Genomic DNA, 14214 nt, shown 5'->3' with positions numbered 1-14214 from the left:
AATATTCTCTGGACTGTATGATAGGCGACAAACCGACGTCCAGATGAATTAGCGGAGCCGCTTTGAGCGACACGAATTACGCCATTATTTACGATCTTCACAGCCATACGACGGCCTCTGACGGTCTGCTTTCCCCGGAACAACTGGTGCATCGCGCGGTAGAAATGCGCGTCGGTACGCTGGCGATAACCGACCACGATACCACCGATGCCATTCCTGCAGCCCGTGCGGAAATTGTCCGTGCCGGACTGGATTTGCAGCTTATCAGCGGTGTGGAGATCTCCACCGTCTGGGAAAACCACGAAATACATATTGTTGGTCTGAATATTGATATTGACCACCCGACGCTGCGTACTTTTTTGCAGGCGCAATCTGAACGCCGGGTCCAGCGGGCGAAACTGATTGCTGAGCGTTTAGAAAAAGCGCACATTCCCGGTGCCTGGGAAGGCGCTCAACGGCTGGCGCAGGGGGCGAATGTAACGCGCGGACACTTTGCCCGTTTCCTGGTGGAACAGGGCAAAGCAAGCAATATTGCCGATGTGTTTAAAAAGTATCTGGCACGGGGCAAAACGGGATACGTTCCTCCCCAGTGGTGTACAATAGAACAAGCTATTGATGTGATTCATCATTCTGGCGGAACGGCGGTAATGGCCCACCCTGGTCGCTATAACCTTTCTGCTAAATGGCTGAAAAGGCTGCTGGCGTATTTTGCACAGTGCGGCGGTGAGGCGATGGAAGTCGCCCAATGCCAGCAGGCTCCCAACGAGCGAACGCAGCTCGCCGCGTATGCCTGTCAGTTTGGTTTACTGGCGTCGCAAGGTTCTGATTTCCATCAGCCTTGCCCATGGATTGAACTGGGGCGCAAACTCTGGCTTCCGGCCGGTGTTGAGGGCGTATGGCTGAAATGGGAGCAGCCGCAACAGAACAGAGAGAGGGAAGTATGAGTCAATTTTTTTATATTCATCCGGAAAACCCCCAGCCGCGGTTGATTAACCAGGCGGTAGAAATTGTGCGTAAAGGCGGCGTCATCGTGTACCCCACCGATTCCGGTTATGCGTTGGGCTGTAAAATTGAAGACAAAGGGGCGATGGAGCGTATTTGCCGCATTCGTCACCTGCCGGATGGCCACAACTTTACGCTGATGTGCCGCGATTTATCGGAGCTGTCGACGTATGCCTTTGTCGATAACGTGGCTTTTCGTCTGATTAAAAATAATACGCCCGGCAATTACACGTTTATTCTGAAAGGGACAAAAGAGGTGCCGCGCCGTTTATTGCAGGAAAAACGCAAAACGATTGGTCTGCGCGTACCGTCGAACCCGATTGCGCTGGCGCTGCTGGAAACGCTCAACGAACCGATGCTCTCTACCTCGTTAATGCTGCCGGGCAGTGATTTTACCGAATCTGATCCGGATGAAATTAAAGATCGGCTGGAAAAAATGGTGGATTTAATCATCCACGGTGGCTATCTCGGCCAACAACCGACGACGGTGGTCGATTTAACGGAATCGACACCCGAGGTTATTCGCGAAGGGGTTGGCGACGTTAAGCCTTTCTTATAGTGGCGCAAGCCGCTATACTACGCGGCCATTTCAGCAGCGGCTTCGCCGACCTGATGACCCTATTCGACGCCTGTGAAGGCGACACCTGAAGGAAGCTCTATGAGCGAGAAACTACAGAAAGTGCTGGCGCGAGCTGGCCACGGTTCCCGCCGTGAAATCGAATCTATTATTGAGGCTGGCCGCGTAAGCGTGGACGGCAAAATCGCCACACTGGGCGATCGCGTGGAAGTAACGCCTGCGCTGAAAATCCGTATCGATGGCCACCTCATTTCAGTGAAAGAGTCCGTGGAGCAGATCTGCCGCGTGCTGGCGTACTACAAACCGGAAGGCGAACTCTGTACGCGTAACGATCCGGAAGGACGCCCGACAGTTTTTGATCGTCTACCGAAACTGCGCGGCGCGCGCTGGATCGCGGTAGGTCGCCTCGACGTTAATACCTGCGGTCTGTTGCTGTTTACCACCGATGGTGAACTGGCGAATCGACTGATGCACCCGAGCCGTGAAGTTGAGCGTGAATACGCGGTACGTGTTTTTGGCGAAGTTGATGACGCGAAGTTGCGCGATCTGTCGCGCGGTGTGCAGCTGGAAGATGGCCCGGCGGCGTTTAAAACCATCAAGTTCAGCGGTGGCGAAGGCATTAACCAGTGGTATAACGTCACCCTGACCGAAGGGCGCAACCGTGAAGTGCGTCGTCTGTGGGAAGCGGTTGGCGTACAGGTTAGCCGCCTGATCCGCGTACGTTACGGTGATATTCCGCTGCCAAAAGGTTTGCCTCGCGGTGGCTGGACGGAACTCGATCTGGCGCAAACTAACTACCTGCGTGAGCTGGTGGGGCTGGATGCGGAAACGCAATCCAAAGTGGCCGTGGAGAAAGATCGCCGTCGCATGAAAGCGAACCAGATCCGCCGCGCGGTGAAACGCCACAGCCAACCGGCTGGTAAGTCCGGTGGTGGTCGTCGTCCCGGCAGTTCGCGTAATAAAAACGACTGATCTTAATAAAGAATAAGAGAAAGGGGCGAAAGCCCCTTTTTTGTTGCTCACCAAAGAACCATGTCAGTGGATGTGGAACTGATTTGGTTCAGCCCGATCGCTTGCGTGAAATCTCACGCGGTGGCTGTAGCTGCTTGCTAATATCTGCGGCCCGGTCTCCAGGGGCAAAAAAGCGCTACCTGCAATGACGGCAGCCTTACGTTGCGTCAGTAATCGATACCTTGTTGCGCTTTCACGCCTGCTTCAAAAGCGTGTTTCACCGGTCGTAATTCGCTGACGGTATCCGCCAGGTCAAGAATATCGCGGTGGCAGCCGCGTCCGGTGATAATCACCGTCTGGCTTGCCGGGCGTTTGCGTAACGCGTCAAGTACCGTTTCCAGCGGCAGGTAATCATAGGCCACCATATAGGTCAGTTCATCCAGCAGCACCATATCCAGCGCGGGATCGGCCAGCATTCGTTCGGCATGTTGCCAGACCGCCAGACAGGCTGCGGTGTCGCTTTCGCGGTTTTGCGTGTCCCAGGTAAAACCGGTTGCCATTACCTGAAATTCCACGCCCAGCGGTTCCAGCAGGTTGCGTTCGCCATTCGGCCACGTCCCTTTGATAAACTGAATGGCGCCCACTTTTTTACCATGGCCGACTGCGCGTGTTGCTGTGCCGAATGCGGCGGTGGTTTTCCCTTTACCGTTTCCGGTAAAAACAATAATGATCCCGCGTTCATCCTGTGCGGCAGCGACGCGCGCATCGACACGCTCTTTTACGCGCTGCTGGCGTTGCTGATATCGTTCTTCGCTCATTGTGAAATTCCTGGTTTGCGACCCGGTTGGGCATCAAAACTCATACCGGTTTTACGGCGACTGTCATCGCCCATCAGCCACAGATAAAGCGGCATAATATCGGCGGGGGTTTTCAGTTTGTCTGGATCTTCGGTCGGAAAGGCGCTGGCACGCATTTTGGTGCGCGTACCGCCTGGGTTAATACAGTTGACCCGCACCCGGTTTTGATACTCTTCGGCCAGCACCTGCATCATCCCTTCGGTGGCAAATTTCGACACAGCATAAGCGCCCCAGTTAGCACGTCCCTGGCGGCCAACGCTCGAGGAGGTGAAAACCAGAGAGCCGCAGTCCGATTTAAGTAATAAAGGAAGAAGCGCCTGGGTGAGATAAAAGGTGGCGTTCACGTTGACCTGCATCACCTCGTTCCAGACTGCCGGAACCTGCTCGATCATTGGCGATACATCCCCGAGTAAACCGGCATTGTGCAATACACCGTCCAGACGTGGCACGGTGGCCGCAATGGTATCAGCCAGTTGCTGGCACATTTCCGGGGTGCAGCTTGCCATATCCAGGGTAAACCACTGCGCTTGCTGGCCTTCTTGTTCAATATCGCGCGCAACCTGCTGTAATTTCGCGTCGTCTCGCCCCAGCAGAATGAGGCGCGCGCCGTAGCGGGCGTAGGTCAGCGCCGCTTCTTTGCCGATGCCGTCGCTGGCACCGGTCACCAGAATGATGCGATCGTTTAACAAATCGCGTTGTGGCTGATAATGCACACTCTCTCCTCAGGCCGGAGCCTGTTATCGCCTTCACATGTTGGCTTTATGCCTTAAACAGAGGGCTATTTCAATCAGCCTGCGGGAAGGTTGCGCAACCTTTACGAAAAAATTCAGCAACATGGCACATTGTACCAATGGCTTACGCGAGACGTGCCAGCATCGCTCATGTACACTGGTGCGATTGTCGAGTGGTGTAATCGAGGTGGTATGCATGGAATTACTGTCTGAGTATGGCCTGTTTCTGGCCAAAATCGCGACTGTCGTCGTGGCGATTGCTGTTGTGGCCGTGCTGATTGTTAATTTGACACAGCGCAAACGCCAGCGGGGAGAACTGAAAATCACCCGTTTGAGTGAGCAATATAAAGAGATGCAGGAGGAGATGTCGGTCTCCTTGCTGGATGATCACCAACAGAAACACTGGCACAAAGCGCAGAAGAAAAAACTGAAGCTGGAAGCGAAAGCGGCAAAAGCGAAGGCGAAGGCCAGCGAACAGCAAGACAAAGGCGCGCCGCGTGCCTATGTGCTCGATTTCAAAGGCAGTGTGGACGCGGGCGAAGTCAACGCATTGCGTGAAGAGATTACAGCAGTGCTGGCGGTGGCAACGCCGCAGGATCAAGTCGTTGTGCGGCTGGAAAGCCCGGGAGGCGTGGTGCATGGCTACGGTCTTGCCGCTTCCCAGTTACAACGTTTGCGCGACAAGCATATCCCGTTGACCATCGCCGTCGACAAAGTGGCTGCCAGTGGCGGCTATATGATGGCTTGCGTGGCCGATAAAATTGTTGCGGCACCGTTCGCGATCATCGGGTCTATCGGCGTGGTAGCGCAGATCCCCAACTTTAACCGCTTCCTCAAAGGCAAAGAGATCGACATTGAGCTGCACACAGCGGGTCAGTTCAAACGTACGCTGACACTGCTTGGTGAAAACACGGAAGAAGGGCGGCAGAAATTTCGCGAGAGCCTGAACGAAACTCACGATCTGTTTAAAGGTTTTGTTCACCAGATGCGGCCTGAACTGGACATTGAAAGCGTGGCGACGGGTGAGCACTGGTACGGCTCCCAGGCGCTTGATAAAGGACTGATCGACGCCATTGGCACCAGCGATGATCTGCTGCTGGGGCTTATCGAAGATCACGAAGTGATTGGTGTGCGCTATCAGCAGCGTAAAAAGCTGATGGAACGTTTTACGGGCAGTGCGATGGAGAGCATCGATCATTTGCTGATGCGCTGGTGGCAGCGCGGGCAAAAACCGATGATGTAAAAACGCGAGGCTTCGGCCTCGCGTTTTCTTTTAGTCGATCAGATGATATTTTTCAGAAAGCTCATGCGCTAAGTATTTGAACATGTTGAATACCGCTGTACTTTTCGCCGTCGGCAAGCCTTGCTCATCAAGAAAATACTCGCCGCTGAAAACCAGTACGCCGTTACGCTGGCTGACGCCGGTCGCGACGATACCGGATAGCGTGTCATCATGCTCACTGATCATTTTATTAGCCAGTTCAAGCAGAGACTGGCGATTGATTGGCTGAGATGTCTCTTGCATTTTTCTACTCCTCAAAAAATTTCGTCAGTTTACCGCTGGCCCGGTTCCCGGGCAAATTTTCCCTGTTTTTGCAAGGGCTTTGCCTGGGCGTTGTGCTGGCGTGATCCGCTTTTGCATGCTAATAAAGTTGCGTAACAAATTTTATCAGGTACAGTGTGACGCTTTCGTCAATCTGGCAACAGATTTGCTTGACATTCGACCGTTATATCGTTGTGCTACTCCGCCCTGGCGCGAAAAAGCCTGTAAACTCAGTCACCTGAACGCTCCGTTTTACGCGCTTTGTTAAAAAAAGGGTTGATATCCATTGACGCCGCCGCAATATTGAATGCTCGTCGCCGGTGGGTCTGAAGCGACATGCGACGAATTTCTGGAAGAATTTAATTAGGTAAAGGTGAATATGGGTAAAGCTCTCGTTATCGTTGAGTCCCCGGCAAAAGCCAAAACGATCAATAAATATCTGGGTAATGACTATGTGGTTAAATCCAGCGTTGGTCATATCCGTGATTTGCCGACCAGTGGATCAGCACCCAAAAAGAGCGCAGACTCAGCCTCCGCCAAAACGGCTAAGAAGCCTAAAAAGGATGAACGCGGCGCTCTTGTCAATCGCATGGGGATCGACCCATGGCACAACTGGGATGCACATTATGAAGTGCTGCCCGGTAAAGAGAAGGTGGTTTCCGAGCTGAAATCGCTGGCGGAAAAAGCCGACCACATCTATCTCGCAACCGACCTTGACCGCGAAGGGGAAGCCATTGCGTGGCACCTGCGGGAAGTGATCGGTGGCGACGAGAAACGCTACAGCCGTGTCGTGTTTAACGAAATTACCAAGAATGCGATTCGTCAGGCCTTCGAAACGCCGGGCGAACTGAATATTGACCGTGTGAATGCTCAACAGGCACGCCGTTTTATGGACCGCGTGGTGGGCTACATGGTGTCTCCACTGCTGTGGAAGAAAATTGCCCGCGGCCTCTCCGCTGGTCGCGTACAGTCGGTCGCCGTGCGATTGGTTGTTGAGCGCGAACGCGAAATTAAAGCGTTTGTGCCGGAAGAGTTCTGGGAGATCGACGCTGCTACAGCGACGCCTGGTGGCGATACGCTGCCGCTGCAGGTGACGCATGAAGGGGATAAAGCCTTCCGTCCGGTTAATCGCGAGCAAACCATGGCGGCGGTCAGCCTGCTGGAAAAAGCGCGTTATACGGTGCTGGAGCGGGAAGATAAGCCGACCAGTAGCAAACCGGGTGCACCATTTATTACCTCTACGCTGCAACAGGCCGCCAGTACGCGTCTGGGTTTTGGCGTGAAGAAAACCATGATGATGGCGCAGCGCCTGTATGAAGCCGGCTACATCACTTATATGCGTACCGACTCGACAAACCTGAGCCAGGACGCCGTGTCGATGGTGCGCAATTACATTGCTGATAACTTCGGTAAAAAATACCTGCCGGAAAACGCTAATCAGTACGCTAGCAAAGAGAACTCTCAGGAGGCGCACGAAGCTATTCGTCCTTCCGATGTCGCGGTGTTAGCTGAATCGTTAAAAGACATGGAAGCCGACGCGCAGAAGCTTTATCAGCTGATCTGGCGCCAGTTTGTTGCCTGTCAGATGACCCCTGCTCAGTATGATTCCACCACGCTGACGGTGGGCGCAGGCGATTTCCGTCTTAAAGCTCGTGGTCGTATCCTGCGTTTCGATGGCTGGACAAAAGTGATGCCCGCGCTGCGCAAAGGTGATGAAGATCGTACGTTGCCTGCGGTGAATAAAGGCGATGTTCTTTCGCTTGTAGAGTTAACGCCGGCACAGCACTTTACCAAACCACCTGCGCGTTTTAGCGAAGCTTCGCTGGTAAAAGAGCTGGAAAAACGCGGCATCGGCCGCCCGTCTACCTATGCGTCGATCATCTCGACCATTCAGGACAGGGGGTATGTGCGTGTTGAAAGCCGCCGTTTTTATGCGGAAAAAATGGGTGAAATTGTTACCGATCGTCTGGAAGAGAATTTCCGCGAGCTGATGAACTACGATTTTACCGCACAGATGGAAGACAGCCTCGACCGCGTGGCGAACCACGAAGCGGAATGGCGCAAGGTGCTGGACAGCTTCTTTGGCGATTTCTCTCGCCAGCTGGAGCAAGCTGAACAGGATCCTGAAGCGGGCGGTATGCGTCCGAATCAGATGGTACTGACCAGCATCGACTGCCCGACATGTGGGCGTAAAATGGGCATTCGTACCGCCAGTACCGGGGTTTTCCTTGGCTGTTCCGGCTATGCGTTACCGCCGAAAGAGCGCTGCAAAACCACCATTAACCTGGTGCCGGAAAACGAAGTGCTCAATGTGCTGGAAGGCGAAGACGCGGAAACCAACGCGCTGCGCGCTAAACGTCGTTGCCAGAAATGTGGTACGGCGATGGACAGTTACCTGATTGATCCGAAGCGTAAACTGCATGTCTGTGGGAATAACCCAACCTGCGATGGCTACGAGATCGAAGAGGGTGAATTCCGCATCAAAGGGTATGACGGCCCAATCGTTGAGTGTGAAAAATGCGGTTCTGAAATGCACCTGAAAATGGGGCGTTTTGGTAAGTACATGGCTTGCACCAACGACGAGTGTAAAAATACGCGTAAGATCCTGCGTAACGGTGAAGTTGCACCGCCGAAGGAGGATCCGGTACCGTTGCCGGAGTTGCCGTGCGAAAAATCGGATGCCTATTTTGTTCTGCGTGATGGCGCAGCAGGGGTGTTCCTCGCGGCGAATACCTTCCCGAAATCTCGCGAAACACGTGCACCGCTGGTAGAAGAACTGTACCGCTTCCGTGACCGTCTGCCGGAAAAACTGCGCTATCTTGCGGACGCCCCGCAGGAAGATCCGCAGGGCAACAAAACCATTGTGCGTTTTAGCCGCAAGACCAGGCAGCAATATGTTGCTTCGGAAAAAGACGGGAAAGCGACCGGGTGGTCAGCGTTTTATATCGACAATAAATGGACTGAAGCTAAAAAGTAGTTTTTTCAGCCATATACCTTTAGGGGCCGGTTTTCCGGCCCTTTTTATTTGCGCGTTATTATTCTTTGTTCGCTGCTATACACGGAAGCTATAAATGATATAGTTGTTATAGCTAACCGCTTTTTTATTATCAAATCGTATTAAGCGATAACCCCGTTTGCGTACTTCGGATGGTCTGTTATGAAACTACAGCAGCTTCGTTATATCGTCGAGGTGGTGAATCACAACCTCAACGTCTCTTCCACGGCGGAAGGGCTCTATACCTCTCAGCCTGGCATCAGTAAACAAGTCCGCATGCTGGAAGATGAGCTCGGCATACAAATCTTCGCCCGCAGTGGCAAACATCTCACTCAGGTGACGCCCGCCGGGCAGGAAATCATCCGCATTGCGCGTGAAGTATTGTCCAAAGTTGACGCAATTAAATCGGTGGCGGGGGAACACACCTGGCCGGATAAGGGCTCGCTGTATGTAGCCACCACGCATACCCAGGCGCGGTATGCCCTGCCGAATGTGATTAAAGGGTTTATCGAACGCTATCCGCGCGTTTCATTGCACATGCACCAGGGATCGCCAACGCAGATTGCAGAAGCGGTTTCTAAAGGCAATGCTGATTTCGCCATCGCCACTGAAGCGCTGCATCTTTACGATGATCTGGTGATGTTACCGTGCTACCACTGGAATCGCTCGATCGTGGTGACACCCGATCATCCGCTGGCGTCTAAGCAGTCCGTCAGTATTGATGAGCTGGCGCAATACCCGCTGGTGACTTACACCTTTGGCTTCACCGGACGTTCAGAGCTCGACACGGCGTTTAATCGAGCAGGGTTGACGCCACGAATTGTTTTCACCGCGACAGATGCAGACGTTATCAAAACGTATGTCAGACTCGGGCTGGGAGTAGGGGTTATTGCCAGCATGGCGGTGGATCCGATCTCCGATCCGGACCTTATTAAACTGGATGCTCACGAAATCTTCAGCCACAGCACCACAAAAATAGGTTTCCGTCGCAGCACGTTCCTGCGCAGCTATATGTATGATTTTATTCAGCGCTTCGCGCCACATTTAACGCGCGATGTGGTCGATGCCGCCGTGGCGTTGCGTTCTAATGAAGATATAGAAGCGATGTTTAAAGATATTAAGTTGCCGCAGAAATAATGCCGTAGGGTATCTTATCGCCCGAAAAGATACCCATAATGTCTCCTAAAGCCAAATTAGAATTATCTTCATCTTTGATACAATCACCTTTCCGGGTGATTGCCTTCACAATTTTAAACCCGACACTGTCACTATTTAGCGACAAAAATAGAAACTAAATTGCCGCTCTGCAAATTTATTACTTCAATAATTTATTTCGGGTCAAAAGATTAAATATTTCTTTGGAATTGGTGAGTAAATTCACTGGATTTTCGGCTAAAGTTCTTTTAGGATTTGTCTCATCTCATGATTAATTACACCGATTGTTGGTACCCAAAATGATAAGTGATGTCGATTGTACGAGGTTAGCAATGCCATCAGGAAGTGAAGAGCCGCAAAGGGACCCTGAGCTTAAGCGTAAAGCCTGGCTGGCGGTATTTCTTGGCTCTGCCGTGTTTTGGGCAGTCGTCGCGTTATTGATCTGGAAATTCTGGGGTTAAAATGGCTATAGCGGGTCGATTCGAACCGGTTAAGCAAGTATGTCAACTGCATGACACACCAGCTAAAGCGAAAAAGAAACCTGTGACCTCTATTCCGGCTTCCTGGAAGCTGACGCCGCAGCAACAAGCTTTTATTGATGCCTTCTCTGAAGACGACATCAAAAAACAATAAAAATATCATCAGAATAAACGTGGGAAATTATCCCGGCTATTCATTGATGCGTTCTTTTGTACTCTTTAATTAATACACAGCATAAATGAATTGAGTAATGACTCAGTTTTAATGAATAGATTTTCTGGTAATAAATTTATGAGTAATGATTGCGGAATGAAATACTGGTCGTGGTTAGCTGCTTTTTCTGTTTCCATTCTTTTCTGGGGACAGATTGTCTGGGCTGCCCTTCGCTAATGAATTGAAAAACCTCGCATCAGCGAGGTTTTTTTATTTCCCTTCTCCTGAAAGATTTTCCCTTTTGTAGCAATTTTGGTTGTTATCAAAACGTTACGATATGTTTGTGTTATCTTTAATACAGACCCTGAAGAGCATCAGGGTAAGCAATCCCTGTAATTAAGGAGGAGCACATGTCGTCAACCCTACGCGAAGCCAGTAAGGACACGTTGCAGGCAGAGAACAAAACTTATCACTACTACAGCTTGCCGCTGGCCGCTAAACAACTTGGGGATATCGCACGGTTACCCAAGTCGCTAAAAGTTTTACTCGAAAATCTCCTGCGCTGGCAGGACGAAGAATCTGTCACTGAAGAAGATATCCGTGCTCTGGCCGGTTGGCTCGACAATGCGCACGCCGATCGCGAAATCGCTTATCGCCCTGCAAGGGTCCTGATGCAGGACTTTACCGGTGTTCCCGCCGTCGTTGACTTAGCGGCGATGCGTGAAGCGGTGAAACGTCTTGGTGGCGATACCGCTAAAGTGAACCCGCTATCCCCGGTCGATCTGGTGATTGACCACTCTGTGACCGTTGATCACTTCGGTGATGATGACGCCTTCGAAGAGAACGTCCGTCTTGAAATGGAACGTAACCATGAGCGTTATGCTTTCCTGCGCTGGGGCCAGCAGGCTTTTAGCCGTTTCAGCGTGGTGCCGCCGGGAACAGGAATATGCCACCAGGTAAATCTCGAATACCTCGGCAAAGCGGTCTGGAGCGAATTGCAGGGCAAAGAGTGGGTTGCCTATCCTGACACGCTTGTCGGCACCGACTCTCATACCACCATGATTAATGGCCTCGGTGTATTGGGCTGGGGCGTGGGCGGGATTGAAGCCGAAGCTGCGATGCTCGGGCAGCCGGTCTCTATGCTGATCCCTGATGTTGTCGGTTTTAAACTGAGCGGTAGATTGCAAGAAGGGATCACGGCAACCGATCTGGTGCTGACGGTCACGCAAATGCTGCGCAAACACGGCGTTGTCGGTAAATTTGTTGAGTTTTACGGCGATGGCCTTGATTCGCTGCCGCTTGCCGACCGCGCCACCATTGCCAATATGGCCCCGGAATATGGCGCAACCTGCGGCTTTTTCCCTATCGATGGCGTGACGCTCGATTATATGCGCCTGAGTGGTCGTAGCGAAGAGCAAGTCGCGTTGGTGGAGGCTTATGCGAAAGCTCAAGGTATGTGGCGTAACCCGGGCGATGAACCCGTCTTTACCAGCACGCTTGAACTGAACATGCACGACGTTGAAGCGAGCCTCGCCGGGCCAAAACGCCCTCAGGATCGGGTCGCGCTGAGCGATGTGCCTAAAGCCTTTGCAGCCAGCTCAGAACTTGAACTGAACACGGCGCAGAAAGATCGCAAACCGGTCGAGTACGTGCTGAACGGGCAGAAATATGAATTGCCGGACGGTGCGGTAGTGATTTCTGCGATCACTTCTTGTACTAACACATCAAACCCCAGTGTGTTGATGGCCGCCGGGCTGCTGGCCAAAAAAGCGGTCACCGCCGGGCTCAAACGACAGCCATGGGTGAAAGCATCGCTGGCGCCTGGTTCGAAAGTGGTTTCTGACTATCTGGCGCAGGCGCGATTAACGCCTTATCTGGATGAACTGGGTTTTAACCTTGTCGGTTACGGTTGTACTACCTGTATCGGTAACTCTGGACCGTTACCTGAGCCTATTGAACAGGCGATCCGTGAAGGCGATCTTACCGTTGGTGCGGTGCTTTCAGGCAACCGCAATTTCGAAGGACGTATTCACCCCCTGGTTAAAACGAACTGGCTTGCTTCACCGCCGCTGGTGGTGGCTTATGCGCTGGCGGGCAATATGAATATCAACCTCGCCACTGACCCGCTCGGTCATGACCGAAAAGGCGATCCGGTCTATTTGAAAGATATCTGGCCAACAAGTAGTGAGATCGCCCGTGCGGTTGAGCAAGTCTCAACTGAAATGTTCCGCAAGGAGTATGCCGAGGTGTTTGAAGGCACGCCGGAGTGGAAGGCGATTGAGGTTGAGCACTCCGATACGTATAGCTGGCAGAATGACTCGACTTACATCCGGTTATCGCCATTCTTTGAAGATATGCAGGCGCAGCCAAAACCGGTGGAAGATATTCATGGGGCGCGGATCCTGGCGATGCTCGGTGATTCGGTCACGACCGACCATATTTCGCCAGCAGGCAGTATCAAAGCGGACAGTCCGGCGGGCCGGTATCTGCAAAGCCATGGCGTCGAGCGCCGGGATTTTAACTCCTATGGTTCGCGACGTGGCAACCATGAAGTAATGATGCGCGGGACATTCGCCAATATCCGTATTCGCAACGAAATGGTGCCGGGCGTTGAAGGCGGCATGACGCGTCATTTGCCGGGCAGCGAAGTGGTCTCTATTTATGATGCCGCGGTACGCTACCAGCAAGAGGGTACGCCGCTGGCGGTGATTGCCGGCAAAGAGTATGGTTCAGGCTCCAGCCGCGACTGGGCGGCAAAAGGGCCGCGCTTGTTGGGAGTTCGGGTGGTAATTGCTGAATCTTTCGAGCGTATTCACCGTTCCAACCTGATTGGTATGGGGATCCTGCCGCTTGAGTTCCCACAAGGCGTGACGCGAAAAACGCTGGCTTTGACGGGGGAGGAAAAGCTGGACGTTGTCGATCTGCAAAATATCACGCCCGGTGGAACCTTATCGGTGACATTAACCCGCGCCGATGGCAAGCAGGAGACGCTGGCGTGCCGCTGTCGCATTGATACCTCAACGGAGCTGACCTATTACCGCAACGATGGCATTCTGCATTACGTGATCCGTAATATGTTGAATTAAAACAAAGGCCTGCATCTGCAGGCCTGTTTCATCACCGATGGGGCGCTTATTTCAGCAGGTGCCCCATTTTTTCTGCTTTGGTATCGAGATAGTGCGCGTTTTTCGGGTTACGCCCGACGATCAGCGGTACGCGCTCTACAATATTGATTCCTGCCTCGGTAAGGATCTCAACTTTTTTTGGATTATTGGTCAGCAGACGAACTTCGTCTACCGCCAGCAATTTAAACATATCCGCGCAAAGCGTGAAGTCGCGTTCATCGGCAGCAAAACCCAACTGATGGTTCGCTTCAACGGTGTCATAGCCCTGATCCTGCAGCGCATACGCGCGGATTTTATTCAGCAAACCGATGTTACGGCCTTCCTGACGATGATAAAGCAGTACGCCGCGTCCTTCTTCTGCGATGTGATTGAGCGCCGCTTCAAGCTGAAAACCGCAATCACAGCGCAGGCTGAACAAGGCATCGCCGGTCAGACACTCGGAGTGAACGCGCGCAAGTACGGGCAGTTGCCCGGAAATATCACCGAAAACAAGAGCGACATGATCCTGCCCGGTTGCCAGTTCTTCAAAACCCACCATCAGGAAGTCGCCCCATGGGGTTGGCAGTTTGGCTTCTGCCACACGTTTAAGTTGCATGTGAATCTCCGGATTTTTAGTGGTGCACTGCGCACCTTTAGCCTGTTGGC

At 52.5% G+C, this 14214-nt stretch carries 14 protein-coding genes; 10 read left to right on the top strand and 4 right to left on the bottom strand.

Features of this window, described 5'->3' with window-relative positions:
* The first annotated feature begins 62 nt into the window (after positions 1-62).
* The 3 genes from rnm (at position 63) to rluB (ending at position 2551) form a co-directional block, all read left to right on the top strand.
* Positions 63-944 carry an RNase RNM gene (gene rnm, locus RT644_RS02960; RefSeq protein ID WP_097405901.1) on the top strand — a complete coding sequence of 294 codons (882 nt, stop codon included), beginning with the start codon at positions 63-65 and terminating at the stop codon, positions 942-944.
* Entirely contained in the window at positions 941-1561 is a 621-nt protein-coding gene (locus RT644_RS02955) for an L-threonylcarbamoyladenylate synthase (RefSeq protein ID WP_313625556.1), read from the top strand. Before rnm ends, RT644_RS02955 begins: the two co-directional genes overlap by 4 nt.
* A 99-nt stretch (positions 1562-1660) precedes the next feature.
* Positions 1661-2551, top strand: coding sequence for a 23S rRNA pseudouridine(2605) synthase RluB (gene rluB, locus RT644_RS02950; protein ID WP_016495864.1), 891 nt, complete (start codon positions 1661-1663; stop codon positions 2549-2551).
* A 206-nt stretch (positions 2552-2757) separates the two neighbouring features.
* Here the strand turns inward: rluB and cobO are convergent, their stop codons facing one another.
* Entirely contained in the window at positions 2758-3348 is a 591-nt protein-coding gene (gene cobO, locus RT644_RS02945; RefSeq protein ID WP_305735932.1) for a cob(I)yrinic acid a,c-diamide adenosyltransferase, read from the bottom strand.
* Entirely contained in the window at positions 3345-4100 is a 756-nt protein-coding gene (locus RT644_RS02940; RefSeq protein WP_269231087.1) for a YciK family oxidoreductase, read from the bottom strand. The genes cobO and RT644_RS02940 overlap by 4 nt, the downstream gene beginning before the upstream one ends.
* A gap of 214 nt (positions 4101-4314) precedes the next feature.
* Between RT644_RS02940 and sohB the strand changes: the two genes are divergently transcribed.
* Positions 4315-5361, top strand: coding sequence for a protease SohB (sohB, locus tag RT644_RS02935; RefSeq protein ID WP_313625552.1), 1047 nt, complete (start codon positions 4315-4317; stop codon positions 5359-5361).
* A 30-nt stretch (positions 5362-5391) separates the two neighbouring features.
* Here the strand turns inward: sohB and RT644_RS02930 are convergent, their stop codons facing one another.
* Positions 5392-5643 (bottom strand): YciN family protein, encoded by a 252-nt coding sequence (locus RT644_RS02930; protein ID WP_016495869.1) that lies wholly within the window; start codon positions 5641-5643, stop codon positions 5392-5394.
* 397 nt (positions 5644-6040) lie between these two features.
* On the opposite strand from RT644_RS02930, the gene topA reads away from it, so the two are divergent.
* The 6 genes from topA (at position 6041) to acnA (ending at position 13530) form a co-directional block, all read left to right on the top strand.
* On the top strand, positions 6041-8638 hold the full coding sequence (gene topA / locus RT644_RS02925) for a type I DNA topoisomerase (protein WP_045508058.1): 2598 nt from the start codon (positions 6041-6043) through the stop codon (positions 8636-8638).
* A gap of 180 nt (positions 8639-8818) precedes the next feature.
* Positions 8819-9793, top strand: coding sequence for an HTH-type transcriptional regulator CysB (gene cysB / locus RT644_RS02920; protein WP_313625548.1), 975 nt, complete (start codon positions 8819-8821; stop codon positions 9791-9793).
* A gap of 317 nt (positions 9794-10110) precedes the next feature.
* The gene (locus RT644_RS02915; RefSeq protein ID WP_082071763.1) at positions 10111-10272 is read left to right on the top strand and encodes a YmiA family putative membrane protein; all 162 of its coding nucleotides are present in this window, start codon (positions 10111-10113) and stop codon (positions 10270-10272) included.
* Position 10273: 1 nt separating this feature from the next.
* Entirely contained in the window at positions 10274-10444 is a 171-nt protein-coding gene (locus RT644_RS02910; RefSeq protein ID WP_016495872.1) for a hypothetical protein, read from the top strand.
* 138 nt (positions 10445-10582) lie between these two features.
* Complete coding sequence (ymiC, locus tag RT644_RS02905) at positions 10583-10681, top strand: small membrane protein YmiC (protein ID WP_228007861.1); 99 nt, start codon at positions 10583-10585, stop codon at positions 10679-10681.
* 173 nt (positions 10682-10854) lie between these two features.
* Positions 10855-13530: an aconitate hydratase AcnA gene (gene acnA, locus RT644_RS02900; protein ID WP_313625545.1), complete on the top strand. Its 2676-nt coding sequence runs from the start codon at positions 10855-10857 to the stop codon at positions 13528-13530.
* A 46-nt stretch (positions 13531-13576) separates the two neighbouring features.
* Here the strand turns inward: acnA and ribA are convergent, their stop codons facing one another.
* Positions 13577-14164: a GTP cyclohydrolase II gene (ribA, locus tag RT644_RS02895; protein WP_016495874.1), complete on the bottom strand. Its 588-nt coding sequence runs from the start codon at positions 14162-14164 to the stop codon at positions 13577-13579.
* Positions 14165-14214: the final 50 nt, after the last annotated feature.

Origin of the sequence: Kosakonia sp. (genome assembly GCF_032104925.1) — a bacterium.
In the GTDB taxonomy this organism is placed as follows: Bacteria; Pseudomonadota; Gammaproteobacteria; order Enterobacterales; family Enterobacteriaceae; genus Kosakonia.
The sequence above is the reverse complement of the archived record's forward strand: the minus strand, read 5'-3'. Positions and strand labels throughout refer to the sequence as shown.

Bases quoted from the DNA above. Each gene is read 5' to 3' on its own strand.
- RT644_RS02955 (WP_313625556.1), top strand. From the start codon at position 941: ATGAGTCAATTTTTTTATATTCATCCGGAAAACCCCCAGCCGCGGTTG.
- rluB (WP_016495864.1), top strand. From the start codon at position 1,661: ATGAGCGAGAAACTACAGAAAGTGCTGGCGCGAGCTGGCCACGGTTCC.
- cobO (WP_305735932.1), bottom strand. From the start codon at position 3,348: ATGAGCGAAGAACGATATCAGCAACGCCAGCAGCGCGTAAAAGAGCGT.
- sohB (WP_313625552.1), top strand. From the start codon at position 4,315: ATGGAATTACTGTCTGAGTATGGCCTGTTTCTGGCCAAAATCGCGACT.
- RT644_RS02930 (WP_016495869.1), bottom strand. From the start codon at position 5,643: ATGCAAGAGACATCTCAGCCAATCAATCGCCAGTCTCTGCTTGAACTG.
- topA (WP_045508058.1), top strand. From the start codon at position 6,041: ATGGGTAAAGCTCTCGTTATCGTTGAGTCCCCGGCAAAAGCCAAAACG.
- cysB (WP_313625548.1), top strand. From the start codon at position 8,819: ATGAAACTACAGCAGCTTCGTTATATCGTCGAGGTGGTGAATCACAAC.
- RT644_RS02915 (WP_082071763.1), top strand. From the start codon at position 10,111: ATGATAAGTGATGTCGATTGTACGAGGTTAGCAATGCCATCAGGAAGT.
- RT644_RS02910 (WP_016495872.1), top strand. From the start codon at position 10,274: ATGGCTATAGCGGGTCGATTCGAACCGGTTAAGCAAGTATGTCAACTG.
- ymiC (WP_228007861.1), top strand. From the start codon at position 10,583: ATGAGTAATGATTGCGGAATGAAATACTGGTCGTGGTTAGCTGCTTTT.
- acnA (WP_313625545.1), top strand. From the start codon at position 10,855: ATGTCGTCAACCCTACGCGAAGCCAGTAAGGACACGTTGCAGGCAGAG.
- ribA (WP_016495874.1), bottom strand. From the start codon at position 14,164: ATGCAACTTAAACGTGTGGCAGAAGCCAAACTGCCAACCCCATGGGGC.